The organism is Nocardioides furvisabuli, assembly GCF_021083185.1.
GTDB classification, from domain to species: domain Bacteria; phylum Actinomycetota; class Actinomycetes; order Propionibacteriales; family Nocardioidaceae; genus Nocardioides; species Nocardioides furvisabuli.
In genome coordinates, this window is sequence record NZ_JAIGQB010000005.1 from 304,442 (window position 1) to 330,160 (window position 25,719).

The 25,719-nt window shown below is 71.7% G+C and carries 24 protein-coding genes, 1 tRNA gene and 1 pseudogene; 10 read left to right on the top strand and 16 right to left on the bottom strand.

The window, feature by feature from the left end; genetic code table 11:
- Window positions 1–33 precede the first annotated feature (33 nt).
- The 4 genes from K4G59_RS12495 (at window position 34) to K4G59_RS12510 (ending at window position 4,851) form a co-directional block, all read left to right on the top strand.
- A complete protein-coding gene (locus tag K4G59_RS12495; RefSeq protein WP_231251383.1) occupies window positions 34–1,086 on the top strand; it encodes a YlbL family protein in 1,053 nt (350 codons plus the stop codon).
- Window positions 1,083–1,700 (top strand): PPA1309 family protein, encoded by a 618-nt coding sequence (locus K4G59_RS12500; protein WP_231251384.1) that lies wholly within the window; start codon window positions 1,083–1,085, stop codon window positions 1,698–1,700. The genes K4G59_RS12495 and K4G59_RS12500 overlap by 4 nt, the downstream gene beginning before the upstream one ends.
- Entirely contained in the window at window positions 1,697–4,708 is a 3,012-nt protein-coding gene (locus K4G59_RS12505) for a UPF0182 family membrane protein (protein ID WP_231251385.1), read from the top strand. Before K4G59_RS12500 ends, K4G59_RS12505 begins: the two co-directional genes overlap by 4 nt.
- 69 nt (window positions 4,709–4,777) lie before the next feature.
- Window positions 4,778–4,851: transfer RNA gene (locus K4G59_RS12510), tRNA-Met, on the top strand.
- 149 nt (window positions 4,852–5,000) lie between these two features.
- On the opposite strand, the gene K4G59_RS12515 is transcribed toward K4G59_RS12510, so the two are convergent.
- Window positions 5,001–6,101 carry an acyltransferase family protein gene (locus K4G59_RS12515; protein ID WP_231251386.1) on the bottom strand — a complete coding sequence of 367 codons (1,101 nt, stop codon included), beginning with the start codon at window positions 6,099–6,101 and terminating at the stop codon, window positions 5,001–5,003.
- A gap of 338 nt (window positions 6,102–6,439) precedes the next feature.
- Here K4G59_RS12515 and K4G59_RS12520 point away from each other — a divergent pair, with 338 nt between their 5' ends.
- On the top strand, window positions 6,440–9,499 hold the full coding sequence (locus K4G59_RS12520) for a M36 family metallopeptidase (RefSeq protein ID WP_231251387.1): 3,060 nt from the start codon (window positions 6,440–6,442) through the stop codon (window positions 9,497–9,499).
- Window positions 9,500–9,550: 51 nt separating this feature from the next.
- Here the strand turns inward: K4G59_RS12520 and K4G59_RS12525 are convergent, their stop codons facing one another.
- Both K4G59_RS12525 and K4G59_RS12530 read right to left on the bottom strand, forming a co-directional pair.
- Window positions 9,551–10,321 (bottom strand): DUF4386 domain-containing protein, encoded by a 771-nt coding sequence (locus tag K4G59_RS12525; protein ID WP_231251388.1) that lies wholly within the window; start codon window positions 10,319–10,321, stop codon window positions 9,551–9,553.
- Between the two features lie 42 nt (window positions 10,322–10,363).
- The gene (locus K4G59_RS12530) at window positions 10,364–11,329 is read right to left on the bottom strand and encodes an NAD(P)-dependent alcohol dehydrogenase (RefSeq protein ID WP_231251389.1); all 966 of its coding nucleotides are present in this window, start codon (window positions 11,327–11,329) and stop codon (window positions 10,364–10,366) included.
- A gap of 101 nt (window positions 11,330–11,430) precedes the next feature.
- Here K4G59_RS12530 and K4G59_RS12535 point away from each other — a divergent pair, with 101 nt between their 5' ends.
- Window positions 11,431–12,114: a TetR/AcrR family transcriptional regulator gene (locus K4G59_RS12535; RefSeq protein WP_231251390.1), complete on the top strand. Its 684-nt coding sequence runs from the start codon at window positions 11,431–11,433 to the stop codon at window positions 12,112–12,114.
- Between the two features lie 24 nt (window positions 12,115–12,138).
- Here K4G59_RS12535 and K4G59_RS12540 read toward each other — a convergent pair whose 3' ends face one another.
- Both K4G59_RS12540 and K4G59_RS12545 read right to left on the bottom strand, forming a co-directional pair.
- On the bottom strand, window positions 12,139–12,810 hold the full coding sequence (locus K4G59_RS12540) for a response regulator (RefSeq protein WP_231251391.1): 672 nt from the start codon (window positions 12,808–12,810) through the stop codon (window positions 12,139–12,141).
- 4 nt (window positions 12,811–12,814) lie between these two features.
- A complete protein-coding gene (locus K4G59_RS12545) occupies window positions 12,815–13,981 on the bottom strand; it encodes a sensor histidine kinase (RefSeq protein ID WP_231251392.1) in 1,167 nt (388 codons plus the stop codon).
- A 130-nt stretch (window positions 13,982–14,111) separates the two neighbouring features.
- Here K4G59_RS12545 and K4G59_RS12550 point away from each other — a divergent pair, with 130 nt between their 5' ends.
- Together K4G59_RS12550 and K4G59_RS12555 are read left to right on the top strand one after the other, a co-directional pair.
- Complete coding sequence (locus K4G59_RS12550) at window positions 14,112–14,831, top strand: hypothetical protein (RefSeq protein WP_231251393.1); 720 nt, start codon at window positions 14,112–14,114, stop codon at window positions 14,829–14,831.
- A gap of 149 nt (window positions 14,832–14,980) precedes the next feature.
- Window positions 14,981–15,733, top strand: coding sequence for a GAF and ANTAR domain-containing protein (locus K4G59_RS12555; protein ID WP_231251394.1), 753 nt, complete (start codon window positions 14,981–14,983; stop codon window positions 15,731–15,733).
- A 34-nt stretch (window positions 15,734–15,767) separates the two neighbouring features.
- Here the strand turns inward: K4G59_RS12555 and K4G59_RS12560 are convergent, their stop codons facing one another.
- From K4G59_RS12560 to K4G59_RS12600, 9 genes and pseudogenes are all read right to left on the bottom strand, one after another.
- On the bottom strand, window positions 15,768–16,943 hold the full coding sequence (locus tag K4G59_RS12560; protein ID WP_231251395.1) for an AI-2E family transporter: 1,176 nt from the start codon (window positions 16,941–16,943) through the stop codon (window positions 15,768–15,770).
- A gap of 124 nt (window positions 16,944–17,067) precedes the next feature.
- Complete coding sequence (locus K4G59_RS12565) at window positions 17,068–18,765, bottom strand: metallophosphoesterase family protein (protein ID WP_231251396.1); 1,698 nt, start codon at window positions 18,763–18,765, stop codon at window positions 17,068–17,070.
- 52 nt (window positions 18,766–18,817) lie between these two features.
- On the bottom strand, window positions 18,818–19,300 hold the full coding sequence (locus K4G59_RS12570) for a DUF421 domain-containing protein (protein ID WP_231251397.1): 483 nt from the start codon (window positions 19,298–19,300) through the stop codon (window positions 18,818–18,820).
- A 94-nt stretch (window positions 19,301–19,394) separates the two neighbouring features.
- On the bottom strand, window positions 19,395–19,697 hold the full coding sequence (gene rpsN / locus K4G59_RS12575) for a 30S ribosomal protein S14 (protein WP_231251398.1): 303 nt from the start codon (window positions 19,695–19,697) through the stop codon (window positions 19,395–19,397).
- A 109-nt stretch (window positions 19,698–19,806) separates the two neighbouring features.
- Window positions 19,807–19,879: pseudogene (locus K4G59_RS12580) on the bottom strand (50S ribosomal protein L36); the annotation flags it as partial.
- Window positions 19,876–20,058, bottom strand: coding sequence for a 50S ribosomal protein L32 (rpmF, locus tag K4G59_RS12585; protein WP_231251399.1), 183 nt, complete (start codon window positions 20,056–20,058; stop codon window positions 19,876–19,878). The pseudogene K4G59_RS12580 and the gene rpmF, both read right to left, overlap by 4 nt.
- 28 nt (window positions 20,059–20,086) lie before the next feature.
- Complete coding sequence (locus K4G59_RS12590) at window positions 20,087–21,163, bottom strand: GTP-binding protein (protein WP_231251400.1); 1,077 nt, start codon at window positions 21,161–21,163, stop codon at window positions 20,087–20,089.
- Window positions 21,160–21,414 carry a type B 50S ribosomal protein L31 gene (locus tag K4G59_RS12595; protein ID WP_231251401.1) on the bottom strand — a complete coding sequence of 85 codons (255 nt, stop codon included), beginning with the start codon at window positions 21,412–21,414 and terminating at the stop codon, window positions 21,160–21,162. The genes K4G59_RS12590 and K4G59_RS12595 overlap by 4 nt, the downstream gene beginning before the upstream one ends.
- Before the next feature lie 102 nt (window positions 21,415–21,516).
- Window positions 21,517–21,957 (bottom strand): Fur family transcriptional regulator, encoded by a 441-nt coding sequence (locus K4G59_RS12600; protein WP_231251402.1) that lies wholly within the window; start codon window positions 21,955–21,957, stop codon window positions 21,517–21,519.
- A 190-nt stretch (window positions 21,958–22,147) separates the two neighbouring features.
- On the opposite strand from K4G59_RS12600, the gene K4G59_RS12605 reads away from it, so the two are divergent.
- The gene (locus K4G59_RS12605; protein ID WP_231251403.1) at window positions 22,148–23,821 is read left to right on the top strand and encodes a copper resistance CopC/CopD family protein; all 1,674 of its coding nucleotides are present in this window, start codon (window positions 22,148–22,150) and stop codon (window positions 23,819–23,821) included.
- Window positions 23,822–23,875: 54 nt separating this feature from the next.
- Entirely contained in the window at window positions 23,876–24,781 is a 906-nt protein-coding gene (locus K4G59_RS12610; protein WP_231251404.1) for a helix-turn-helix domain-containing protein, read from the top strand.
- Window positions 24,782–24,787: 6 nt separating this feature from the next.
- Here the strand turns inward: K4G59_RS12610 and K4G59_RS12615 are convergent, their stop codons facing one another.
- The gene (locus K4G59_RS12615) at window positions 24,788–25,129 is read right to left on the bottom strand and encodes a DUF2200 domain-containing protein (RefSeq protein ID WP_231251405.1); all 342 of its coding nucleotides are present in this window, start codon (window positions 25,127–25,129) and stop codon (window positions 24,788–24,790) included.
- Window positions 25,130–25,161: 32 nt separating this feature from the next.
- A complete protein-coding gene (locus K4G59_RS12620) occupies window positions 25,162–25,626 on the bottom strand; it encodes a hypothetical protein (protein ID WP_231251406.1) in 465 nt (154 codons plus the stop codon).
- Window positions 25,627–25,719 lie beyond the last annotated feature (93 nt).

Sequence of the window (25,719 nt, forward strand, 5' to 3'; positions counted from 1 at the left end):
ACGCGGTTGCGGTCGTTTGAGAGAGTTGCGCCCATGAGTCACCGGACCAGGGCGGGATTGCTCGCGCTGTGCCTGCTCGCGGTGCTGTGGGGGACCGCCGCCTTCGTGCCGCTGCCCTACGTGACCTACTACCCCGGCCCCACCGTCGACATCCTCGCCGCCCGCGACGGCGAGGAGACCGTGCAGGTCGACGGTCACGAGGCCTACTACGACGACGGCGAGCTGCGGATGACCACCGTCTTCGTCAGCACGCCGCAGGAGGACGTGACCCTCCCCGAGCTGCTGCGGGCCTACTTCGACCCCGACGCGGCGGTCTGGCCGCGCTCGTCGATCTACGCCCCCGACGAGACCGACGAGTCCAACGACCGGCAGTCGGCGGTGGCGATGGTCTCCTCGCAGGACACGGCCGTCGCTGCAGCGCTCACCGAGCTCGGCGAGGAGGTGGACCCGATCGTGGAGGTCCTCGACGTCACGCCCGGCCTGCCCGCCGAGGGCCGGCTCGAGGTGCGCGACGTGCTGCTCGAGGTCGACGGCACCGAGGTCGCCGACGCCCAGGACGTGGTCGACGCGGTCGACCAGGCGCGCGCCGGCGAGCCGATCCGCTTCCTCGTACGCCGCGGCGAGCGCGAGCTGAGCGTCGACGTCGTGCCCGAGCAGGTCGGTGACGACCTGAGGGTCGGCATCACTCCGGGCGTGGGATTCGACTTCCCCTACCGCGTGAGCGTCGACATCGCCGACAACATCGGCGGGCCGAGCGCCGGGCTGATGATGTCGCTGGCGATCTACGACACCCTCACGCCCGGGTCGCTGACCGGCGGCTTCGAGGTCGCCGGCACCGGCACGATCACGCCGGCCGGTCAGGTCGGCCCCATCGGCGGCATCCAGCAGAAGATCGCCGCCGCGCGCGACGCTGGTGCCGACCTCTTCCTGGTCCCGGCCGACAACTGCGACGGCATCGGGGGAGTGGACCCCGGCGACATGCGGCTCGCCAAGGCCACCACGATGAGCCGAGCGGTCGACACCCTGGCCACCTGGGTCGAGGACCCCAACGCCCCGCTCCCGAGCTGTGAGGACACCGCGTCATGACCACTCCCGACTTCGAGCCGCAGCAGCAGCCGCTGCCCGAGGACCCCGCACTCGCCGCCGCGGTGCTGGAGATCGAGGCCCACGTCGCGCAGGCGGGGTGGGACCAGCCGGCCCGGCTCTACGCCCTGGTCGACACCGCGGAGCTCGTCGCCCAGGAGCCTGCGCTCGCGGCCGCGATGTCGATCGACGGTCCCGGCGACGACGGCTCCTTCACCCCGATCGAGCAGGAGGGCCTGCCGCCGGGCCAGGCGTTGGAGGAGGCACTCCAGACGATCGCGTGGCCCGACAGCGTCTCCGGGTGCGCCGCCGCCATCGAGCGTCTGGTCCTGCCGCCCGGGGTCGACGACGAGCTGCCCGACGACCCGACCGCGGCCGAGCTCTTCGCCCGCGAGCACCCCGACCGCCAGGAGGTCCGGATGGTGGCGGGCGCGACGCGCGCCGGGGCGTCGTACTGCGCGTTGCGGCTGCGGGCCCACGACGACGAGCAGTCGGTCGTCGACGGCACCGAGCTGGTGCCCGGCTTGCTCGAGCTCCTCCACGCGACCCTCCACGACTCACCGCACGACTCACCGCACGATTCACTGAACGATTCACCCGAGCAGGGGCAGGCATGAGCAATCCGTTCGACCGACCGTCCGGACCGAGCGGTCCCGACGGACCCCAGCGACCCGGCGGACCCGGGGGGCCAGGAGGGCCGGGTGCCCAGCGTCCCGCTGCCACGGCGTCGCGACGACCGGGCGCCCTGGTCATCACCTCGATCGTCCTGGTCGTGGGGTTCATGCTCCTCAGCGGCTTCGCCTCGTTCTGGACCGAGCGGTTGTGGTTCGGCTCGGTGGGCTATCGCGAGGTGTTCACCACCCTGCTGCTGACGCGCATCGGCCTATTCCTGGTCTTCGCGGGCCTGATGGCCGCGACCGTTGCGATCGCCATGGCGATGGCCTACCGCTTCCGCCCGGTGCTGTGGCCGGGCATGCCGGGCATGCCCGACGACGGCATGGACCGCTACCGCGAGCTGCTCGCGCCCCGCATGGGGTGGGTCATCGGCGGCGCCGCGGCCGTCCTCGGCCTCTTCGCCGGGGCGTCGGCGTCAGGGCAGTGGCGGACGTACTCGCTGTGGCGACACAGCCAGTCCTTCGGCACCGAGGACCCCTACTTCAACAAGGACGTCGGCTTCTACGTCTTCGACCTGCCGTTCTGGCACTACCTCGTCGACTACGTGATGGCCCTCGCCGTGGTGGGCCTCCTGGCCACGATCTTGATGAACTACCTCTTCGGGGGCATCCGCCTCTCGGCCCGCCCGGGTGAGCGGCTGACCAGCGCCGCGCAGATCCAGGTCTCGGCGCTGCTGGCGATGTTCGTCATCGCCAAGGCCGTGGACTACTGGCTCGATCGCTTCGACCTGGTCACCAACTCCGGCTCGATCTTCACCGGCATGGGCTACACCGACGAGAAGGCGGTGCTGCCGGCCAAGGAGATCCTCGCCGGCATCGCGATCGTGTGCGCGCTGCTGTTCCTGGCCAACATCTGGCGCCGCACCTGGCTGCTGCCCTCGGTCGGCGTCGCGCTCTTCGCGCTGTCGGCGATCATCCTGGGCCTCATCGTCCCGACGGTGGTCCAGGCGATCCGGGTGAACCCCAACGTCCCCGACCGCGAGGGCCCCTACATCAAGGCCAACATCGACGCGACGCGCGCGGCCTACCAGCTCGACCAGATCGACGTACGCAACGTGGGCGGCACGGCTGTGGCCGGCGACGGCCGACTCGAGGCGCTCGACGGCATGACCGACGGGATCCCGCTGGTCGACCCGCAGATCGTCAGCGAGATCTTCGAGCAGCAGCAGCAGGTGCGCGCCTACTACTCGGTGCCCAACGTGCTCGACGTCGACCGCTACGAGATCGACGGCACGGACCGGGCCGTGGTGCTCGGCGTGCGCGAGCTCGACCAGAGCGGCCTCGCGGAGAACGACCAGAACTGGTCGAACCTCCACACCGCCTACACGCACGGCAACGGCGTCATCGCGGCGTTCGCCAACCAGCGACCCGAGGACGACGCGTCGCAGGAGACCGGGATCCAGTGGGCCGAGGGCGCCGAGGTGGACCAGGACGCCCTGTCGCGCCTCGCCGGGCCCGACGGCTACGAGACCCGCGTCTACTTCGGCGAGCAGAGCCCGTCGTACAGCATCGTGGGCCTCGACCCCGACGGAGGGCCCGTCGAGTTCGACCTGCCGCGAGGCGACCGCAGCGAGGAGGACGTGGCGACGACGTACGACGGTGAGGCGGGTGTGCCGATCGGCAACATCTTCAACCAGCTGCTCTACGCCGTGCGGTTCAGCGAGCCGAACCTGCTGCTCTCGAGCCGGGTCCACGAGAACTCCAAGATCCTCTACGACCGCAACCCCCGCCAGATGGTGGAGAAGGTCGCGCCATGGCTCACGGTCGACTCCGACCCCTACCCCGCGGTGGTCGACGGGCGGATCCAGTGGATCCTCGACGGCTACACGGTCACCGACAAGTACCCGCTCTCGCAGCGGGAGTCGCTGGAGACCATGACCGACGACGCCCTTCAGGACAACAACGGGTTCCAGACCCTGCCGACCGACGAGATCAACTACCTCCGCAACTCGGTCAAGGCGACCGTCGATGCCTACGACGGCACCGTGGAGCTCTACGAGTGGGATGAGGAGGACCCGATCCTGAAGGCGTGGGAGGCCGTCTTCCCCGATGTCGTGCAGCCCAAGGACGCCATCCCGGACGCGCTCGCAGAGCACCTGCGCTATCCCGAGGACCTGTTCAAGGCCCAGCGCTACCAGTTCCAGCGCTACCACGAGACCTCCGCGTCGGCGTGGTTCGAGGGCTCGAGCCGCTGGGAGGTGCCGAGCGACCCGCAGCTCACCAGCCGCCTCCAGCCGCCGTACCGCCTCTTCACCGACACCGGCGAGGGTGAGGAGTGGTCGTTGACCTCGGTCTACGTGCCGCGCGACAAGGAGAACAACCTCGCGGCCTACATGGCGGTCAACAGCGACGCCACCAGCCCCGACTACGGCAGGGTGTCGGTGCTGGAGCTGCCCAACGAGCCGACCGGTGGCCCGCTCCAGATCGCCAACACCTTCGCCACCAACGAGGACGTCAGCCAGGCGCTGCTGCCCTACACGACCGGTGACGCCGACCGGGTGCCGGGCAACCTGCTCACCGTGCCGATCGGCGACAGCTTCATCTACGTCCAGCCGGTCTACACCCGGCGCGACGGCGAGTCGAACTTCCCGATCCTGCGGTTCGTGCTGGTCTCCTACGAGGGCCGCGTCGGCATCGACGAGACCCTGCGCGGCGCGATCGAGGACGCGCTGAGCTCGAGCCCCTCGGACGGCTCGGGCGAGCCCACCGGGGAGCCGACCACGGCGCCTACCGAGGAGCCCACCGAGGAGCCTGCGGAGCAGCCCTCGGAGACGCCGGGCGAGACGCCGACGCCTGGTGCGGACGCGAGCGTGGGCGAGCTGCTCCAGCAGGCCGAGGCGAAGTTCGCCGAGGCCGACGAGGCGCAGCAGGCCGGTGACACGGTGCGCTGGGCGCAGCTGATGGAGGAGGGGCGTGACCTCGTCGACCGGGCGGTGAGCCTGCTCGAATGACGGGTTCCCCGCAGGAGGGGCCCCCGATTTGGGCCTCGCCGAGGGTGGATGTAATGTTCTGTTCACCGACGCGGGGTGGAGCAGCTCGGTAGCTCGCTGGGCTCATAACCCAGAGGTCGCAGGTTCAAATCCTGCCCCCGCTACAAATCCGGAAGGCCCTCACAGTCTCACTGTGGGGGCCTTTCGCATGGTGTCAGGAAGCCAGAGGTGGCTGCACGCCTGGCGAGCCGCACGCCGCTGTCCCGCGGGTGGCGCGGTGCAGCACGCTGCGGCGACAAGCCCTCGTCGGACCTCAGGCGTCGAGAATCACTCGTCCGTCCCGGGGGGAGTCAGCACTCCGCCCGGCCAGCCCTGTCGCCGGTCGGGGGATCCGAGGCAGGCGGAAGAGGGCGCCGAGGCCGACCCGGACCAGGGCGGCGTGCGCGAGCAACGAACCCGCCGTCACCAGCGCCGTGACCAGCAACGGGTAGAGCACGGCCAGCGGCAGGTCCAGTGCCTCGGGCCCCATCGCCGGGCTCAGGCCGAGGTGGTGCAGGACGCCCAGCACCGGGATGTGCAGCACGTAGACCGGCAGGGTCCGCCGGCCGACCCAGGACAGCGCCGGCGCGATGCGCGCGGTTCGCGCCGCGCGAACGGAGAGGAGCACGCCTGCGGGGAGGCCCAGCACGCTGAGCACGAGGACCCTGGCACCGCTCGGTAGGCCGAGCGTCGCCAGCAGCGCCGTGGTGCCGACGAAGCCGAGCACCAGGGCGGTCAGGATCCCCGGACGGGTCGAGGAAGCAGTCGCACGCACCACCCCCGGCAGCCGCGCCCCCACCATGAAGAAGACCAGGTGAAGCAGAACCGACACGCGGTTCACCTCCTCGATCGGCGACAGCACCGCGGCAACGGCCAGGGCCGTCGCCGCGGACAGCACCGGCGCGGCCGGCAACGTGGCCGTTGCCTTGGTGAGCACGAAGTAGACGACCAGTGCGTAGAGGAACCACAAGCCCGTCGACGCGAAGAGCAGGTCGAGCCCCAGCTCCTCGAGATCCTGGACCCGGTTCATCGGGAGCTCGCGCTCCCACAGGGTGAACGCCGCCGTGAGCAGCAACCACACGACGTACAGGTAGCCGGAAGCTGCGATCCGACGCGCCACCATCGGCCAGGGCTGGTGGATCGCGCGAGAGGCGAAGAAGCCGCTCACCAGGAAGAACAACGGCATCCGCACCGGCTTGAGCGCGCGACTGACCGCGGTCCAGGAGTCGGCGATCGCTGACAGGTGGGACGGGACCAGCAGGTCGTACTGCTTGGTGGTCGCGTGGTGGAGGACGACCAGGACGATGCTGGCGCCCTTGGCCAGGTCCGCCCAGCCCACGCGGGCAAGGGACTGCTGCTCCGTCGGGCTCGGCATGGCGTGGCTCTCTTGGGTCGCAGCATCTGTGGACGAGGCGCACCCAGTCGCGCGCGCATGTCAGTCGTACCCGGTTCCCACCGGTTCCAGACGGTCTTGAGAGCCGGGCCACACGAGATCCTCGTCACCATCGGCACGCACCCGTCGTCGGCTGTCCGTGACCTGCGCTGCTCCTGCTCGTTTCCTGCATGTGATCCGCGACATCCGAGCGGACCGACGAAAGGGACACGATGCGTCTACGACCCCCCGCGACGACGGCGGGGATCCTCGCCGTTGCTGCAGCGACGCTTGCTGCAGGAGCCAGCCTTCCCGCAGCCAACGCCATCACTGATCGAGCCGTGAGCGGCGACCATGGGGCCGGCCACGACTCGGCCCTCGACACGCGGGTGGGCCGAGCGCTCGTCAAGCCCACGCAGGCGCGGCTCGACGCCGTCAGGTCCCTCGTGCAGGACGCCGGGGACGAGGCGATCGTCACCTGGGACCACAGGTTCGGCACTCCTCGCACGATCTACCCGGCCCCGGGCAAGGCGCTCTCCGGGCCGCACAGCGGGTCGGCGGTCGACGCCGCACGCGCGTTCGCGGCCGAGAACCGCGCTGCGCTCGGGCTGTCCGCAGCCCAGGTCAGCTCCCTGGAGGTCTCCCGCGACCACCGACTGACCGATCTCGACGTCACCATCGTCAACCTCACCCAGACGGCCGCCGGCGTCAGGTTCAACCGGGGAGGGTCGATGGGCATGGCCGTCGACGGTGCGGGCCGGGTGCTGTCATTCACCGGCTCCATCGCGCCCAACACCACTCTCCTCGGCTCCTACACCTTGACCCCCGCGGCCGTGCTGAGCCTGGTGGCGACGGGCCTGAAGGCGCCGGCGATCACCCCCAGGGCGAGCGGGACGACGGCAGGTTTCGACACGTTCACGACCGGGCTCGCCTCCGAGTCCTACGTCAGGAAGGCTGTCTTCCCGACCGCCGACGGTGCCCGTGCGGCCTACCGCGTGCTGTTCGTCCAGGCCCTCGACGAGGCGTACGACGTCCTGGTCGACGCCGAGACCGGCAAGGTGCTCCACAAGAAGTCGCTGGTGCAGCACGAGTCCGAGGGCATCGTGTTCCCGAACTACCCCGGTGCGCCCGCGGGCGGGAAGGCGGTCAGGACCAGCTTCGGCCCGACCGCCGAGTCCCCCGGTGGTTACGTGGACCCGACCGGTCTCGCCGGTGTCGGTGTGACCCTGCTGGGCAACAACGCCGACACGTTCAAGAACTGGTCGAACTTCATCGCGCCGGTCGACCAGGCCAACCGCACAGTGGCGCCGACCGGTCAGTTCAACTTCGGCTTCCCCGACGCGTGGGGAACGTCGGAGTGCCAGGCCGTGCCGCCGTCGTACGCGCAGGACTCCGACGCCTCGTCGACCAACCTCTTCTACCACCACAACCGGATCCACGACGAGTTCTACTCCTACGGCTTCACCGAGAGCGCGGGCAACTTCCAGGCCGACGGCGGTGACCCGATCATGGGTCTCGTGCAGGCCGGAGCCATCAGCGGCGGTGCCCCGACCTACACGGGTCGCGACAACGCCTACATGCTGACCCTGCCCGACGGCATCGCCCCGTGGAGCGGGATGTTCTTGTGGGAGCCGATCAACGACGCGTTCGAGGGCCCGTGCCGCGACGGCTCGTTCGACTCCGGGGTCATCGAGCACGAGTACGCGCACGGTCTGTCCAACCGCTACGTCGGCACCGAGGACGGCGCCCTCGGCGGGCACCAGTCGGGCTCGATGGGCGAGGGCTGGGGTGACTGGTACGCCCTCAACTACTCCCACCGCAACGGGCTGCAGGACGACTCGGTCGTCGGTGCCTACGTCACCGGCAACACCGAGCGCGGCATCCGCAACTGGGACTACGACACCACCGAGGCCACGTTCGGCGACATCGGCTACGACCTCGGCGGTCCGGAGGTCCACTCCGACGGCGAGATCTGGACCGCAGCCCTGTGGGACATGCGCAAGGCACTGGTCGCGAAGTACGGCCAGCAGAAGGCCGCGACGATCTCGTCCTTCATCGTCACCGATGCGATGCCGCTCGCCCCGAACGACCCGAGCATGCTCGACATGCGCACGGCGATCATGAAGGCGCTGGACCTGCGCTACCACCGCCAGGCCGACTTCGACGTCCTGCAGGACACCGTGTACGGCGCCTTCGCGACCAACGGCATGGGCACCGGGGCGGCCAACGAGGTGACCGAGGACGACCCGACCGGGGCGAACGACATCGACCCGACTCCCTCGTTCACCCACCAGAACCCGGCGCGCAACGGCACCGTCACGATCAAGGTGACCAACGCGTCGACCGGCAAGCCCGTCTCCGACGCCAACGTCATCCTCGGGACCCTCGAGGCCGGGGTGACGCCGGTCGCGGTGACCGGGGCCGACGGGACGATCACGACCACCGTGGTCGCGGGGCGCTACCCGCTCACCATCCAGGCTCGCGGTTTCGGCGCGCAGACCGTCACCGAGTTCGCACTCGGCGAGGGCAAGTCCTACAAGAAGACGATCGCCCTCAGCCCCAACCTGGCCTCGTCCGCGAACGGCGCCACGATCGTGACGTCGTCCTCCTCGGGCGCCAAGTCGCTCATCGACGACACCGAGCTGACCCGGTGGAAGACCCAGGTCGGCACCGGCAACGCGGTGATCAAGCTGGCCAAGCCTGCGACGATCAGGTCGTTCCAGGTCAGCGCCTTCACCACCTCGCGGTTCGAGGCGGTCAAGTCGTTCACGGTGCAGACGTCGAACGACGGCATCAACTGGAAGACCCAGCCGATCGGCGAGGACGCGTTCGGCTACGCCGCTCCGCGGCCGACCGTGGACGACGTGCACCACAAGACGTTCACGCTGGCCGCACCCGTCCAGGCGTCCTTCGTCCGGGTCTTCGCCGACGAGGCGCTGGGGGACACCAAGACCAGCGCCCAGTTCGGTGACCTGCAGGTGTTCGGCGGCAGCAGCGCGATCCAGCCGCTGCCTCCGAAGCCGCTCGACCCGCCCTTCGAGGAGTCCTTCACGATCCTCGGCACCAACCCCGGCGGGAACGAGACCGGTGGCGGCGTCGTCGGCACCGAGCTGGCGGAGCTCTGCGTCTTCCCGCCGGCGTCGCAGGACACCGACGGTCACGTGACCCGTCTCCCCGAGGACTTCGGGGACGGCGCGCACAAGATGTCGCTCGCCGGCGGTCCGACGGCGGTCGATCTCGACGTCTACTTCTACAGCGCCGAGTGTGCTCTCCTGGGATCGATCGCCACCGCCGCTGTCAACGAGGCCGGAGCCATCCCCTCCGGCACGGAGTACGTCCTGACCAGCAACTACGCGGGCGTGGCCGCCGACGTGACACTGACCGCGGTCGACACCAAGTGACCACCTGCGGGCCCCGGGGCACCCCGGGGCCCGCACCCGCGGCGGCGCCGATCAGACCGCTTCTCGCGTGTGTGCCCTGCTTGGCTCGGGGTGCGCGGATGGTGCGCTGCGGCGGCCGCCGGCGACCAGCAGGAGCCAGACGGCGAAGCTCATCTCGCCGACCACCGACGGCACTGCGACGACTGCGAGGAACAGGTCGGCGGAGGCCTCGTAGTCGGTCAGGAGCAGGTGGGCGACCGTGTCGACGGCGTACGCCGCTCCTGCGGCCAGCAGCAGCCAGGCGATCCACCGTGGTCCGCGCGCTCTGAGCAGCAGCACACCCAGGACCACCAGGTGGGTGCCGAAGGCGGCCAGGCCCGCCACCCAGGTGAAGTCGAAGGTCTGCAGCGCCAGCAGCACGGCGTCGTCGTTCGCCTCCCCGAAGGCGTCTGGTGCTCCGGCCAGCCAGATCGCGGCGTAGAGGAAGCCGAGCGCGGCACCGAGCACGACCGTGTAGGTCAACCGGAACCAGGCCGACAGCAGGGACAGGTCGCGGTGGACGGGGCGGAAGAGCACCCAGAGCGCCCAGGCGACGACGACGTCGATGACGAAGATGCCGACGAAGGCGACGGCGCCGAGGCGGAAGGAGGTCTCGGAGTCCTGCAGGGCAGCGGCAGTGGCTGCGGCGTCGCCGGGATGGATGACGGGACTGAGGGCGAGGAAGTTGGCGAAGACGGCGAGGACGAAGATGGCGAGGTATCCGCCTGCCGCCCAGGAGGCGGCCACGCGCGGAGGCGTCGAGCCGGACGTCGTGGCGGCCGTGGTGGTCGTGCTGGTGCTCATCACTCTGCTCCTGTGAGGTGTCGGGATGGGAGGGCGGGACGGTCAGGGAGTGACGGCGACCTTGCCGCGAGCGTGCCCGGAGGCGACGTGGTCGATCGCCGTGGCGGCCTCGTGCAGCGCATAGGTGCGCTCGAGTGCCGGGCGGAGGTGGCCGTCGTCCACCAGCTGGGCCAAGGCGGCGAGGTCGTCGGCGTTCTCCTTGCTCAGGAAGGTGGTGAGCCGCTGACGGATGAACGGCGAGAGCGCCAGGGCCGCCAGCTGTCGATGCGTGCCGCCGAGCCAGCGGTCGCCGCCCTCGCCGCCGACGATGACCAGGGTGCCGGTGTCGGTCAGGAGCCGGCGCAGCTGGCGGATCGGGCGGAGCCCGGCGATGTCGAGCACCACGTCGTAGCGGGTGCCGTCGACGAGGTCCTGACGGGTGTAGTCGATGACCCGGCTGGCGCCCAGCGAGCGGACCAGGTCTGCCTTGGCGCCGCTGGCCACGCCGGTGACCTCGGCTCCGTGGGCCACCGCGATCTGGACGGCGTACGACCCCACCCCACCGGACGCACCGATGACCAGCACGCGGTCCCCGGACCGGACCCCACCAGCGGCGCGCAGCGCCTGGAGTGCGGTCAGGCCGGACACCGGCAGCGTGGCGGCCTCCTCGAACGAGAGATCGGCCGGCCTGCGACCCACGCGCGGCTCGGGCACCACCGCGAGCTCGGCGAACGACCCGTCGGCCGTGCCGATGACCTCGTCCCCGACGGCGACGGCCGTGACCTGATCGCCGACCTCGGCGACGACCCCGGCCACGTCGCGCCCGGGCACGGGATGCTTGGGGCGCCGCAGGCCGAACGCCAGTCGCACGGCGTAGGGACGCCCCGCCATGAGGTGCCACGTGCCTCGGTCCACACCGGCGGCGCGGACGCTCACGAGGACGTCGTGCGGGCCGGGGACCGGGTCGGGCGCGTCGACGAGGGTCAGCTCCTCACTGCCGCCGTAGCGGGACTGGTGGACGGCTCGCATGACATCTCCTTTGCGTACGGTGTATGTTATGAAGCCCACGGTAAAAGTACGGTGTATGTTTTGTCAACGGTCGTCACGAGACGGTCACGAAGGAGTCATGGATGGCAGGCAGACCACGCTCGGGCGCGGAGCGGCTCACGCGCGACGGGATCGTCTCGGCTGCGGTCGACCTCGCCGACGCTGCGGGACTCGCGTCGCTGTCCATGCGGTCAGTGGCACAGCGCCTCGGCGTGACCCCGATGTCGCTGTACAACCACGTCGCGAACAAGGAGGAGCTGCTCGACGGCATGGTCGACGCCGTGTTCGCCGAGTTCTACGCCCCCGTGCCCGGCGCCGAGTGGCGTAGCGAGCTGCGGCAACGCGCACTGACCGCCCGTGAGGCACTCAAGCGACATCCGTGGGCGGTCGGACTGATGGACTCTCGCCGCAACGCCGGCTACGAGACGCTGCTCCACCACGACGCCGTGATCGGCTGCCTGCGCGAGGCCGGCTTCTCCCTGAGGCTGACCGGCCACGCCTTCGCCGTCCTCGACGCTCACCTGTACGGCTTCCTGCTGCAGGAGGTGAGCATGCCGTTCGAGCCCGGCCAGGACCTTGCTGAGCTCGGCACCCAGATGATCGCCGCGCTACCGGAGGGACAGCTGCCTTACTTCCGCGAGTTCACCCTCGAGCACGCGCTCCAGGCCGGCTACGACTTCGGCGACGAGTTCGAGGTCGGGCTCGACCTCGTCCTGCACGGCCTCGCCGAACGCTTGGCCGCGCAGCCGCAGGGCCGAGCGTCCTGATTGTCGTCGGCGGCAAGGGCGCCCCTACGGGGGTCGGTGGCCGTCCACGCGGCCGCTCTCGTAGGCCCAGATCACCAGCTCGACCCGGTTGCGTGCGGCCAGCTTGGTCATGAGCGCGCCGACGTGGGTCTTGACGGTGCTCATCGAGAGGTGGAGGTCCTCGGCGATCTCGGAGTTCGTCCGACCGGCGGCGACCAGGTCGAGGACGGACTCCTCGCGCGGAGTGAGCGGATCGGTCGGGTCGGCGACGGAGCCGACCCGTGACGACGCGAAGGTCGACAGGAGTCGTGCCGTCACGGCGGGGGCGATCAGCGCGTCGCCCTCCGCCGCGGACCGTACGGCGCGGGCGAGCAGGTCCGGGTCCGCGTCCTTCAGGAGGAAGCCGCGGGCGCCGGCGCGCAGCGCGTCGTAGACGTACTCGTCCTGGTCGAACGTCGTGATGACGATGACCGGGACGGGGTCCTCGACCTCCGGCCCCGCGACCTGGCGGGTTGCCTCGATGCCGTCCACGACCGGCATCCGGATGTCGAACACGCACACGTCGGGCCGCAGCGACCGGACCAGGTCCACGGCCTCGCGGCCGTCGCGTGCCTGACCGACGACCTCGATCGACGGTTCCGCGTCGAGGATGGTGGCCAGCCCGACACGGACCATGTCCTGGTCGTCGGCGATCAGGAGCCGCACGGGAGTCGTCATCGACTCACCTCCCGGCGCCCGGTGCGACCGGCACGATGGCCTCGACCGTCCACCCGCCGGCAGGGTCCGGCCCGGCCCGCACTGCTCCGCCGACGAGTGAGATGCGCTCCCGCATGCCTGCCAGCCCGTATGAGGGACCGGCCCGTCGCCCACGCGCAGGTGCGGCCGGCCGCCCGTCGTCGTGCACCCGCAGCCGCACCAGGTCCCTGTCCCGCGCGAGGTCGATCGCGACCACGGTGGGCTCCACGGCGTGACGCCGGGCGTTGGTCACCGCCTCCTGTGCGGCACGGAAGAGCGCCGAGCCGATCGGCGCCGGCAGCCGTTCGACGTCACCGGAGGTGTGGACGACCACCTGCGGGCCCTCGCCGTGGTGCTGGGCCAGCATCGGGATGTCCCTCACCCCGTACGTCGGGGCCCGGGCCTCACCATCGGTCTCCCCGGTACGCAGGACCGTCACCATCGAGCGCATGTCCTCCAGGGTCTGCGCAGCAGCTTCCTCCATGCCGTCGATCGCCTCGACGGCGGCGCCCAGGTCGGTGCGCGCCAGGACCTTGGCGGCCCGGGCCTGCACCAGGATGCCCGACACGTGGTGCGCCACGGTGTCGTGCAGGTCGCGCGCCAACCGTTCCCGCTCCTGCAACCGGACCTCCTCGCGACCCCGCACCTGCGACGCAGCCCAGGACCGTGCCAGCGCACCCAGGGCCACCGGAAGCATCAGCGCGCCGACCCCGATGAGCATCGACGCGCCGCTGGAGCCGTACAGCGGCTCCCGGCCCAGATGCGCCGCGAGCAGGAAGATGCAGCCCGCCACCACGCCGCGGCCGCTGGCCCACCGGCCCAACGAGTAGGCGAGCAACAGCACGACGGCAGTGACGTTGAGGACGCTGTGGTGCTCTCCGGACAGCGCAGGGACCACCCCGGCCACCGTCTGGGCTCCGTAGGCGACGACGAGCATCGCCAGCGGATGGCGGGCCCGCCACCACAGCGCAGCGACACAGACCAGCGCCCACCCCGCGTGCCAGACCGGCCACACCATGTCCGTGCGGAGGCCGGCCTCCAGCGCCGTCAGCGGGACCAGGCCAGCCACCAGCGCCCGGTCCCACCACGCCGTCCCGGGCGGCGCGACGGCACGCGGTTCGTCCCACAACGCTTGCAGCGGACCTCGGCCCATCACCTCAGCGTAGACGCAGGACCGGGTCGGCGGACGGTACCTGCGGCCAGGTCCCGCCGGCCTCGGGGACGAGACGGTTCCGGCCCCGGCTCCGATGTGGCCGCGCCCGGATCGGCGCAGGGTGGGGGACATGACACGACTCATCACCACCACACGATCCGACTCCACCACGACCGGTGCCGCCCCGGCTCCCGCCTCGGCGGGTCCGTTGGTCCGCATCGCCGGTCTCGCCGCCCAGGTCGTTGCCGGCACCTACGTCATCGGCTTCCTCGCGATGGTCGCCTACCTCGTTCCCCGCGGCTTCACGCCTGCGGTGGACGACCCCGCAGCATCGCTGGACTTCCTCCGCGACCACCAGGGCGAGCTGGGCGCCTGGTACTTCGTGCTCTACCTCCTCGGCGGAGCCGCGATGGCGCTGGTCTCGCTCGGAGTCGCCCAACGCCTCGCTCCGGCACCCGCACTGGCCCGGGTCTCCGCAGCATTCGGACTCATCTGGTCCGGCCTGCTCATCGCCAGCGGAAGCATCGCCCTCGTCGGCCAGCACGCCGCCGTGGCCCTGCACGCGCAGGACCCCGACCTCGCCGTCACGACCTGGGTCTCCACCAGCGTGGTCCAGGACGCCCTCGGCGGCGGCATCGAGGTCGCCGGCGCACTCTGGGCCGCAGTCGTCGGATTCGCGGTCCTGCGAACCCGGACCCTGTCCGCCCCGCTCGGAGGTCTCGCTCTCGGCCTCGCGGCCGTGGGCACGGCCACGGTCGTCCCGGCCGCCGCCGACGCCGCGACCTCCGTCTTCGGGCTCGGGCTCATCCTCTGGTTCACCTGGCTCGGGCTGTCCCTGCGACGCCGCTGACCACCAGCCACACCCGACCAGAGCCCCCGCCGCAACGGGGGCTCTGGATGTTGTGGTGCGGCCCGTGACCGGACGAACTGCGTCCGGGTCGCTCGCAGGGCCGCTGTGGGTCTTTCCGGCGACCCGCCTGCGACCTAAAATCGTGAGCTGTGAACGGTGCGCAGCGCTCCTGCGACAGCGAGGAATGTGACCGGTTCAACCGGGAGCTCGCTGCTGCAGCGCGTGCCATGGCCGAGGAGAAGGACACCGAGCACACCCTCGAACGTGCGGTGCGGACGGCGACTGACCTGATCAGCGGCTGCGACTTCGCTGGCGTGTTCGCCACGCGCGTCCACGGCACCGAGACGCCCGCCGCCAGCCACGAGGCGCTGCGTCTGGTCGACCACCTGCAGCTCGAGCTCGGCGAAGGCCCCGCGGTGGACGCGCTGCGTGGCGAGTTCGACCTGCTCGTCGTCAACGACCTGGCTGCCGACGGCCGGTGGCAGACCTGGTCGGCACGCATCGTCGACGAGCTCGGCATCCATTCGTGCCTCTGCTACCGCCTCTTCACCGACGGCGAGACGTTGGGTGCGCTGATGCTCTACGCGAAGCAGCCGCACGCGTTCTCCGGCCCGGACGTCGAGAACGGGCACGCGGTCGCTGCGCACGCAGCCGTGGCTCTTCATGGCGCCCTGGAGCATGAGCAGCTGCACGAGGGCATGCGCACGCGTCGCACCATCGGAGAGGCCATCGGGTTGCTGCGCGGCCGCTACGGACTCACCAGCGACCAGGCGTTCGCCGTGCTCAAGCGCCTGTCGTCGCATCGCAACGTGAAGCTGGCGCTCATCGCTGAGCACGTCGTCGACAGCGGCGACGTTCCCGGGGCCGCCGACACGATCGCCGCCTCCCGCGAGCGGAAGTAGTCGCCACGAGGTCGCTGCGGCCCGACGGCCCGGGTCACGCGTCCGGCGCGTCCTCGCCCGCGTGCGCGTCGTCGTCCTCGACGCGATCGTCCGCCGTCGCGTGATCGATGCGCTCGTCGAGGTAGCGGGCGACGACCGCACCGACCGCGACGACAGGCACGCTGAGGAAGGCGCCCGCGACCCCGAACAGCGTGGACCCGAGGACGATGGCGAGGAGGACGACGGCTGCGTGCAGGTCGAGGCTCTTGCCCTGGAGCCACGGCAGGAGCACGTTGCCCTCGAGCTGCTGGACGACCAGCACGACGACGAGCACCGCGAGCCCGACCACCCAGCCGTTGGTCACCAGTGCCACGAGCACGGCGAGCGCCCCGACGGTGACGGCTCCGACGATGGGCGCGAAGGCGGCGATGAACGTCAGCACCGCCAGGGGCACCGCCAGCGGGACGCCGAGCAGGAGCAGCGCGGCGCCGATGAGCGCGGCGTCGATGAGGCCGACCAGCGCCTGGGTGCGGACGAACCCGCCGAGGGTGTCCCAGGCCCGCGAGCCGACCTCGGTCAGGTGGGTGCCGACGTGCGGTCCGGTCGTGCGCCGGAGCCAGGGCAGGAAGGAACGCCCGTCCTTGAGGAAGAAGAACGCCAGCACGAGGGTGACGAGCACGTTGACGAGCGCCGAGGTGATGGTGCCGACGCCCACCAGGACGCCGGATGCGATGCTGCTGGCGCTCGAGCGCAGGCGCTCCTGGAAGGCGTCGACGGCCGACTCGACCTGCGCGTGCGTGACGTCGAGGGTGTCGCTGCCCTCGACCCAGGCCTGGAGGCGGGTGAGCCCCTCGGACGCACTGTCGGCGATCTCTCCCACCTGGGCGGCGACCGACGGGGCGATGAAGACGATGACACCGGCCAGGGCCAGGAGGCTACCCGCCACCGCGCTCGCGGCCGCGGCGAGCTGAGGGAACCGCAGGCGGGTCTCCAGCCAGCGCGCGGGAGGCTGCAGCACCGTCGTCAGGATCAGCGCCAGCAGGACCGGGAGCACGATGCTCCACAGCTGCTGGAGAACCCAGCCGAGGAGCGCCGCGCCCACTGCGATGACGATCCAGCGCAGCGCCCACCGGGACAGCCACGTGACCGCCTCGCCGATCACCACCTCGCGGGACCTGCTCTCCGGCGGCCCGTCGTGGTGGGACGACCCTCCGGCCCGCCTCACCGCCATCGCGACACGTCCTGCATCGGCTGTCTCCTGGATCCTCGAGTGCGTACGTCGTCCTCGTGCACCGTACGCACAACGCGCCGGCCACCGAGGGTGTGACGCTCGACCGGGCGATGGGATCGCAGGTTCATGGCGCCGGCGGCGAGGAGGTGAGCGGCAGGCCCAGGTCGACGCGGTCGCTGATGGTGACGTCGCCGGCCGGGGAGACGACGACCTGGGCGTAGCCCGTCTGCAGCCCGCTGGCCCCGTCGACGTACTGCAGCTGCACCGTCAGGTCCTTCAGCGGCGTCGAGAAGGGAGTGGAGAACCGGTTGAACGTCGGGTTCTCCTCGACCCCTCCGGCGGTGCCGAGCTGGTTGAGGACGGTCCAGGTGACGGCCTCGCCATCGGTGTTCCAGATGACCCGCGGGGCCTCTGCGTCGTGCAGGTGGCCGATGTTGATGATGCCGGGGGGGAGGTCGGGCACGCCGTCGTCCCAGGGCACGGTCTCGCGACCGAGCGCGTCGTCGAGCTCGTCGAGGCTCTCGACGCCGATGTAGCCGGCCGCGGAACGTGGCTGGTGGAGCAGCACGACCAGGGCTTCCGCGCGATCCTCGGCGTCCAGCGCGGAGCGCAGGTCCGCACCGAGTGCCGTCTCGCTGATCCCGGAGTCGTTGATCACCAGGCCGCCGAAGAGCGCCTTGAACGCAGGATCATCGGCACCCACGACGTCCAGGCCCCCGACGGAGGCGACGTCGGCATCGGGGTTGATGACCCCGTTGTCGGCCAGCTGCTCCATCGTGGTCTCGGTGTCGTGGTCGCCCTTCACCACGACCAGCGGGAGGTCGCCGCTCGCGCCGGTCTCGGCGGCGACGAAGCCGGCCTCGGCGACGGTGCCGTTCGACGTGACGTCGCCCGAGATCGTCCGCATGACCAGGGCGCCCTCGGACAGGTGCTGCTGGAGCAGGGCGTACAGGGTGGTCCGGACCCTCGTGCCGACCAGGCTGCCCTGGGGGTCGGCCTCGGCGACGACGACGACCTCCCCCTCCCGCGGCGACAGCGCGTCCGCGCGGACCGGGACCGTCGCGAGGAGGCCCGCCTCGGCGGTGGCCTCGAACGCTGCGACCCGCTCACGGATGCGGTCGGTGTTCTTCGAGATGAACGGCCGGACCTGGCGCGCGATCTCGAGGGCCTCGGGGCTGCTGAAGGACAGCTCGTCGATGCCCGGCATCGGGTAGGTCTGCTCGGGTTCGACGCTGCCGCTCCAGCGGTCGAAGAGCCACGCGGCCGTGGCGGCCGACGACGCCAGCCCCAGCCCGAGGGCGAGCAGGCCGGTCGCGATGCGCGCACCGCGCCGCAGACCCGGCGCGACGGGAGGTCGCGCGCTGAGGATCATCATCAGGAGCAGGCCACCCGCGAGTCCTGCGGCGATCTCGAGCAGCAGGAAGCGTCGCCACAGCAGTGCCCGCAGCTCGTCGCCGTAGGTGCGCGCCGTCTCGTCGGGATCGCTCAGGAAGAGAGAGTTGGCCTCGACGAACTCCGGGCTCACGTAGGACGACAGCGTGCCGCCGGCCTGGGGCGGTCCCGTCGCTCGGATGACGGCGCCGAACCCGCCGACGCCGGTGCGCTCCCAGTAGAGGCTGCCCAGGATCCCCGTGTCGAACGTGGACACGCCGTTGTGGGCCAGCGACACCTCGACCGGGACGCTCCCGAGCCGGTCGGAGAACCGGACCCCCTCGAGCGCCCGCTCGGCCGCCACGGGCGCGGCGAGGGTCGCTGCGACCAGTCCGCACGCCACGAAGCCGGCCGCGGTGCGTACCGCGCGAGTCCAGGCCTGCCGGCTCATGGTGTCGAGCGTACGTCCGTGGCGCGGTGTCGTGGGCCGGATGGTCGACCCGTCAGCGCAGCTCCCCGGCCGGTGGGTCCGCCAGGAAGCTCAGCGATCCGTCGGTCTCCAGGACGACGGCGGCGACCGACCCGAGATCGGCGTGCCCCTGCCCGCGGGCTGCCTGCACGACCTCGTCCACCGTGACTCGCTGGCGGCGCATCGCGCCCATCAGGAACCCGTCGCGGTAGAGGAGGGTCGGCTCCGACTTCACGAGGCGTTCGACGCGCGGGCTACGCACCGATGCCCACGCGACGACGTACTGCAGCGCGACCAGCAGGGCCAGCGCGGTCACGCCCTCGACGAGAGCGACGGAGGAGGACAGGACGATGGTGGCGAGCGTGGAGCCGAGGGCGACCGTGACGACGAAGTCGAAGGCGTTCAGCTTGGCGAGGGTGCGCTTGCCGCTGACTCGCAGGAGCAGGACCAGCGCGGCGTAGGCGCTCGTCCCGGCCACCACCACGCGGACCAGGCCGGTCCAGCTGTCGAAGAACACGTGATCTCCTCCTCGGGTCGACGCCATGGCCCGCGCCGGCGACCTGGCGCATCCACACTGTCACGGACCTGCTCGCGACGTCCGCCGCCGGTTGCTACCAGGACGACGTCGTGAACCCCGGCAGCTCGCCGGCATGCGCGAGGCGGCGCAGGTTGATGCGTGAGAGCCCCACCTTGCCGACATAGCCGCGGGGGCGCCCGTCGACCTGGTCGCGGTTGCGCACCCGCACCGGGCTGGCGTCGCGGGGGAGCCGACCCAGGGCGCGCACGGCGGCGTCCCGCTCCTGGGGTGTGGCGGCCGTGCGGACCGTCTCCTTCAGCGCGGCGCGACGCTCGGCGTAGTGGGCTACGGTCTGCGTGCGGCGCTCGTTGGCCACGACCTTCGACTTCTTGGCCATCAGCGCTCCTCCCTGAACTGCACGTGGGCGAGGATGTCGGCGACCACGGCGTCGACGCCGCGCTGGTCGACGGTCTTGATGCCGCGTGCGCTCAGGGTGAGGGTCACGGTGCGGCCGCGACGGCGCACGACCTGCGACCCGGGCTGGTTCTTCACCGAGCGGATCGAGTTGCGCACCTTCATCGGGTCCTCCTGGGGTCGGGGCTGACGTAGCCGCGCTCGACGGCGCGCACCAGTCGGCGCGGGACGTGGTGGGTCTCCCCGTCCACGCTGATCGGCACGAGGTCGGGCCGGGTCGCCTTCCACGCCGAGCGGCGGTGGCGGGTGTTGCTGCGCGACGTACGTCGCTTGGGAACTGCCATGGGTCTGTCCGTCCTTCGTCTCGGGTGGTCAGGCGACGTCGCGGATGTCGCCGAGCCAGGGCTCGAGGCCGTCCTCGCGGACGTCCCAGCGGCGGTGGTCGAGGATCGCCTCGGCGGGGGTGAGCAGGACGTCCTCGAAGGCTGCACCGAGGTCGTCGGGTGGGGTGCCGATGCCGGTGACGAGCAGCCGGGTCACCGGCATACGCCGTCCCCAGGGGCGGTAGCAGCCGATGCTGAGCTGGCCGCCCGCACCTGACCACTCGAGCTGGTCGCCGGGCCGGGTCGGCACCCAGAAGGAGCCGCGCGAGCGGTGAGGACCGCCGCCGAGGCGCTCGATCTGGTCGAGGAGCCGGTCGGGGTGGAACGGGCGCGGCGAGCACAGGTCGAGACGCCACGCCCGCCCAGGCGGCAGCGCGGGGAGCTCGGTCTCGAGCTCGGGCGAGCACCACGTGCGGGCGAGGGTGCCGTGGTGCCTCCCGGTGGTCAGTGCCACGGCGTCGACCTGGTCGACGCCCATGAGGAGGGGCACGCCGGGCCGGGCGAGGGCGCGGACGAGGTCACGTGCCTCCGGGCCCGGGTCGGACTCCAGGACCACGTGGTCGGCGAGCTCGATCTGGGCGCAGGCCACCTCCCCGACGCCGCGGTCGTCGCCGGGGTTGGAGTGGGCGTCGCGCTCGCGCAGCAGGTCGTCGCTCAGCAGGTCGCGGACCACGTCGCCGGTGGCGACGGCGGCCACCACGCTGCTGAGCTGGAGGTGTCGGGCCAGGCGGCTGTCGGTGCCGAGCGCGTGGGCGAGCGTCGTCGCCTCGGTCCCGGTCGGGAGACCCGCGACGATCGTGCCCCACCGCGGGTCGCGGGCGAGGCGCTCGAGCGTCGGCAGGATGTCCTCGCGCAGGGCACAGCCCACGCAGGCGTGCTCGAGCTGGACGTGCACCTGCTCGAGGACGCCGGACACGTCGCTGACGGTGCGGGTGAGGACCTGCGAGTGCGGGTCGATGCGGTGGCGCACCGACACCGTCCGGGGCAGGTCCCAGGCCAGGGTCATGAGCGTCGAGTCCATCGCGACGGGATCGACGCCGGTGACCACCACGAGCGCGGTCCTCATGCGCGCCCGCCGTAGCGGCGCTGGAACTTCTCGACGCGGCCCTCGCTGTCGAGCGTGCGGGCGGTGCCGGTCCAGAACGGGTGGCTGTCGCTCGAGACGTCCACGTCGACGACGGGGTAGGACACCCCGTCGACCTCGACGCGGGCGTCGCTGTCACGGCCGGCGAGCGTCGAGCGCGTCACGAACACGTGTCCGGTGCCGCGGTCGCGGAACGCGACGGGACCGTAGTACGGATGGATGGGGGGCTTCATGTCTCCTCCTGAAAACGAGAATCGTTCTCAGTATGACACAGAGGCGAAGGCCGAATACCCCGGACCTTCGACGGCCTCGAGGCGGCCGGTCGCAGCGGGGCGCTAGCCCTGGGCGGGGGTGCGCCCCCGGCAGGTCGAGCAGGTCCCGAACAGCTCCAGGGTGTGGCTGACGTCGCTGAAGCCGTGCTGCGCGGCGATGTCGTCGGCCCACTGCTCGACGGCCGGACCGCTGACCTCCGCGGTCGCGCCGCAGGAGCGGCACACCAGGTGGTGGTGGTGGCTCTCGCCGCACGCGCGGTAGCGCGCCTCGCCGCCCTCGCCGCGCAGCACGTCGGCCTGCTGGGTGTCGACGAGGGTCTGGAGGGCGCGGTAGACGGTGGCGAGCCCCACCGGCGACCCGCCGGCGCGCACGGCTGCGTGGATGTCCCGCGCGCTGCGGAAGTCGTTGCTGCGTCCCAGCTCGTCACGCACCGCGCGGAACTGGCGCGTCGAGCGCTCGCGGACGGTGCCCGACGGGGTGTCGGTGCCGGGTGCTGCGTTCACACGTCCTCGCTCACACGGGGTCTGGTCCAGGGATCCACACCGTACTCCCGCGCCTCAGCAGGGGTGGGTGCGCGCGCTCGGCAGGGCCTCGATGAGGAGGTCCGACTGCCACCAGGTGTCGTGGGTGACAACGGCTCGGTCGGCTGGTTGGGTGAGCGCGGTCATCACCCACCGCGCCCGAGGAGTCCGCATGGCCCGCACCTGCGCGGCAGCCTGGCTGCTGCTCGCCTGCCTGGGTGCCTTGCTGCTCGTCGTCCCGGCGTCACCGGCCGCGGCCCACGCCACGCTCATCGGGTCGGACCCGGCGCAGGGTGCGGTGCTCGAGACCGCGCCCGAGCAGGTGACCTTCACCTTCGACGAGACCGTGATCGGGGTGCCCGCCGGGATCCGCGTCTTCGACGCGACCGGCACCGAGGTCGCCTCGTCGGCGTCGGTGCGCGACGCCGAGCTCGTCGTGGCCCTCGAGGAGGAGGTCGGCGACGGCACCCTGGTCGTCCTGTGGCGGCTGGTGTCCGCGGACGGTCACCCGATCGGCGGCTCGCTCAGCTACTCCGTCGGTGCTCCCAGCGACGTGGTCGACGTGCCCACCGCGGACGCGGACGCCGACACCGAGGCCCCGCTGCTGCTCGGTGTCTCGCGGTGGCTGGGCTACCTCGGCCTGCTGGTCGGGGCCGGGGTGGCGCTCTTCTCGGTCCTGTTCCTCCCGTTGTCCGCGCCCGCCGACGGGGTTCGGGTCAGGCTCCGGCGCAAGGTCGGTCCCGCCGTGGTCGTCGCGGTCGTCGGGTGGTGGGCGGCGGTGCCGCTCGTCGCCCTCTACCAGCTCGGCGTGGGCGCCTCGGCCCTCGGCGACCAGGCGACCTGGTCGGCCCTGGCTGCGGAGGAGTACGCCGTACCGCTCGCCGTCACCCTCGGGCTGGGCCTCGCGGTCCTCGCGCTCCTCGTCCGGGCCCCGGACCGCAGGCGCGCCGGGCTCGTCCTGCTCGGCTGCACGGTCGCCCTTGTCGCACCCTCGCTGACCGGCCACACGCGCGCGGCCGGTCCGCAGGCGCTGGTGATCGGTGTCGACGTGCTGCACCTCGTCGCAGGCGCGCTGTGGCTCGGCGGCCTCGTCGCCGTCGGCCTCGTGCTGGGGGACCTCGCCGCGCGCGACGACTCCGGCGCGGTCGTGCTGGCCCGCTTCTCCACGTGGGCGGCGGGCTCCCTGGCGGTGCTGGTCGTGGCGGGGACGTTCCTCGCGTGGCGCATTGCCGGCTCGTGGGGCGCGCTGCTGGACACCGGCTACGGCGCGCTGCTGCTCGTCAAGGTGCTCCTCGTCGCGCTCGCCGTGGCCATCGCTGCGTGGAACAGGTTCTCCGTGCTGCCGCGACTGCGCGCGGCGGCACGACGCGAGGAGCGGCGCGACGCGGCGGCGGTGCTGGTGCGGACGACGCTCGCCGAGGCGGGCGTGCTGGTGGCCGTGCTGCTCGTGACCGGTTTCCTCGTGGACCGCAGCCCCGGGCCGGACACCTCCACCGGGACCCCCGTGGCCGTGGAGCAGTCCGGGAGCGAGGTGGTGCGCCTCGACGACATCTCCGCCGAGGTGGTGCTCGACCCGCTGGGCATCGGGCCGGCGACGCTGACCCTCACCATGACCGATCCCGCCGGTGAGCCGGCCGAGGGCTTCGAGGCGCCGCGGGTGAGCTTGTCCACCGAGGAGACCGACCTCGGCGAGGTGGCGCTGACCAACCAGGGACCGGGCGTCTACTCCGGGGAGGTCGTGCTGCCGACCGGCGGTGACTGGAAGGTGCAGGTCTCGCTGCGCACCACGGAGTTCGACAACCCCGTGCGGAGCGTGGTGCTCGAGGTGCCCGCCGGCCGAGCCTGACGGCGGCAATTCCGGTCGGGTCCGACGGGTGCGGGGTGTCGCAGACTGGACCGCATGAACGCGCCCGGTCGTGACCGCCTCCGCGAGCTCCTCGACGCCGTCCTCGACGGGGAGGACGCCACGCTCGCCGACATGGCGTCGCGCGCACATTCCTCGCCCCACCACTTCAACCGCCTGCTGCGACGCGATGCGGGGGAGCCCCCGGTCGCGATGCGGCGCCGGGTGGTGCTCGAGCGCGCGGCCTGGCGCCTCTCCGGCGGCACGAGCGTCACCGAGGCCGCCTTCGAGGCGGGCTACGAGTCGGTGGAGGGCTTCGCCCGCGCCTACTCGCGCGCCTTCGGGCACCCGCCGAGCACGCCGGCGGCCGGCCACTGGCTTCCGTCGCCGAACGGCATCCACTTCCACCCGCCCACGTCCTTGTGGGTCCAGTCCACGGAGCACGCGATGAACCCGGTCACCGAGCACCTCGTCCGCCACGACCTCGACGACACCCGCCACCTGGTCGACCTCGCGCAGGGGGTCGCGCCCGACGACTACGCCGCGACCCGGCTCCCGGGCCTGCAGGTGCTCGGCTTCGACGGCAGCGACGAGACGCTGGCCGAGCTGCTCGAGCACCTGGTCGCCACCAAGGAGATCTGGCTGGCCGCGATCGAGGGAGCTGACCTCCCGCAGGGCGGCGACACCAGCCCGGCCGGCCTGCTCGCGCGCCACGACGCCGTGGCATCGCGCTGGCTGGCGACGGTCCGCGACCTCGACAGCAGGGGAGCGTGGGACGACCGGCTCGTCGACGCCCTCTGCGACCCTCCGGAGAGCTTCGTGATGGCCAGCGTCTTCGCCCACGTGGTGACGTACGCCGCCGCGCGACGCCAGCTGGCCCGCCACCTGCTGCGCGGCCTCGGCGTCGCGGTCGACGACGGAGACCCGATCACCTGGTTGCGCCGCCAGCGCGGCGAGGAGTGAGCGTCTTCAGCCGCGCAGCACTTTCTCCATCGGGCGGCCCTTGGCCAGCTCGTCGACGAGCTTGTCGAGGTAGCGGATCTGCCGCATCAGCGGGTCCTCGACCTCCTGCACCTTGACCCCGCACACGGACCCGGTGATCTGGTCCACGTGGGGGTTGAGGTGCGCCTGGTCGAAGAAGTCCGCGAAGGTGGTGCCCTGCGCGAGGTGGTCCGCCAGGGTCGCGGCGTCGAAGCCGGTCAGCCACTCGATCACCTCGTCGACCTCCGCCCGGGTGCGTCCCTTGCGCTCGGCCTTCGCCACGTAGTGGGGGTAGACCGAGGCGACGCTCGTGGCGAAGATGCGGTGCATGTGCCGAGGATAGGGCGCTGCCTGACGCCGGGTCAGCCCTTGTCGGGGTCCGCGGCCCGGCGCAGCACGTCGGACTCACTCTTCACGGCCTTCACCGTGGCGGGATCCATCAGCGGCTCGGTGCCCGGCTGGTGGAGGTCGGTCTCGGTGGTGTCGGGGTTGATGCCGTCCCCGGCCGCCGGGATGCCCGACGGAGTGCGCAGGACGTCCTCCGCCTCCGCCTCGGTCAGCCCGAGCGCGGGCGCCATCACGGCTGCCTTCTTCGACGGGGCCTTCCGGGGCGCCGGTGCCTTCCGCGCCGGGGGCGGCACGTCCGTGCTGGCCGCCCACCGCGACTGTTGCGGAGGCGGTCCGGTGACGCGGCCGACGGCCCAGCCGAGGACGCGTGCGGTCGTGCGTACGCCTGACGTGGCGATGCCGGCCGCCGTGCCCGCCGCGGCCGCGGCGACGTGGGCGGGGAGCGTGATGACTCCGGAGACCAGGCTGGTGGGCTTCACGATGATCCTCTCGTCGACGAACAGTCAGTACACACTCACGTACCCCGTTGCGCGACTCGCACCCCACCTGCTCGGAAGCAGTCCAGGAGATGC

Bases quoted from the DNA above. Each gene is read 5' to 3' on its own strand.
- K4G59_RS12495 (WP_231251383.1), top strand. From the start codon at position 34: ATGAGTCACCGGACCAGGGCGGGATTGCTCGCGCTGTGCCTGCTCGCG.
- K4G59_RS12500 (WP_231251384.1), top strand. From the start codon at position 1,083: ATGACCACTCCCGACTTCGAGCCGCAGCAGCAGCCGCTGCCCGAGGAC.
- K4G59_RS12505 (WP_231251385.1), top strand. From the start codon at position 1,697: ATGAGCAATCCGTTCGACCGACCGTCCGGACCGAGCGGTCCCGACGGA.
- K4G59_RS12515 (WP_231251386.1), bottom strand. From the start codon at position 6,101: ATGCCGAGCCCGACGGAGCAGCAGTCCCTTGCCCGCGTGGGCTGGGCG.
- K4G59_RS12525 (WP_231251388.1), bottom strand. From the start codon at position 10,321: ATGAGCACCAGCACGACCACCACGGCCGCCACGACGTCCGGCTCGACG.
- K4G59_RS12530 (WP_231251389.1), bottom strand. From the start codon at position 11,329: ATGCGAGCCGTCCACCAGTCCCGCTACGGCGGCAGTGAGGAGCTGACC.
- K4G59_RS12535 (WP_231251390.1), top strand. From the start codon at position 11,431: ATGGCAGGCAGACCACGCTCGGGCGCGGAGCGGCTCACGCGCGACGGG.
- K4G59_RS12540 (WP_231251391.1), bottom strand. From the start codon at position 12,810: ATGACGACTCCCGTGCGGCTCCTGATCGCCGACGACCAGGACATGGTC.
- K4G59_RS12545 (WP_231251392.1), bottom strand. From the start codon at position 13,981: ATGGGCCGAGGTCCGCTGCAAGCGTTGTGGGACGAACCGCGTGCCGTC.
- K4G59_RS12550 (WP_231251393.1), top strand. From the start codon at position 14,112: ATGACACGACTCATCACCACCACACGATCCGACTCCACCACGACCGGT.
- K4G59_RS12560 (WP_231251395.1), bottom strand. From the start codon at position 16,943: ATGGCGGTGAGGCGGGCCGGAGGGTCGTCCCACCACGACGGGCCGCCG.
- K4G59_RS12565 (WP_231251396.1), bottom strand. From the start codon at position 18,765: ATGAGCCGGCAGGCCTGGACTCGCGCGGTACGCACCGCGGCCGGCTTC.
- rpsN (WP_231251398.1), bottom strand. From the start codon at position 19,697: ATGGCCAAGAAGTCGAAGGTCGTGGCCAACGAGCGCCGCACGCAGACC.
- rpmF (WP_231251399.1), bottom strand. From the start codon at position 20,058: ATGGCAGTTCCCAAGCGACGTACGTCGCGCAGCAACACCCGCCACCGC.
- K4G59_RS12590 (WP_231251400.1), bottom strand. From the start codon at position 21,163: ATGAGGACCGCGCTCGTGGTGGTCACCGGCGTCGATCCCGTCGCGATG.
- K4G59_RS12595 (WP_231251401.1), bottom strand. From the start codon at position 21,414: ATGAAGCCCCCCATCCATCCGTACTACGGTCCCGTCGCGTTCCGCGAC.
- K4G59_RS12605 (WP_231251403.1), top strand. From the start codon at position 22,148: ATGGCCCGCACCTGCGCGGCAGCCTGGCTGCTGCTCGCCTGCCTGGGT.
- K4G59_RS12610 (WP_231251404.1), top strand. From the start codon at position 23,876: ATGAACGCGCCCGGTCGTGACCGCCTCCGCGAGCTCCTCGACGCCGTC.
- K4G59_RS12615 (WP_231251405.1), bottom strand. From the start codon at position 25,129: ATGCACCGCATCTTCGCCACGAGCGTCGCCTCGGTCTACCCCCACTAC.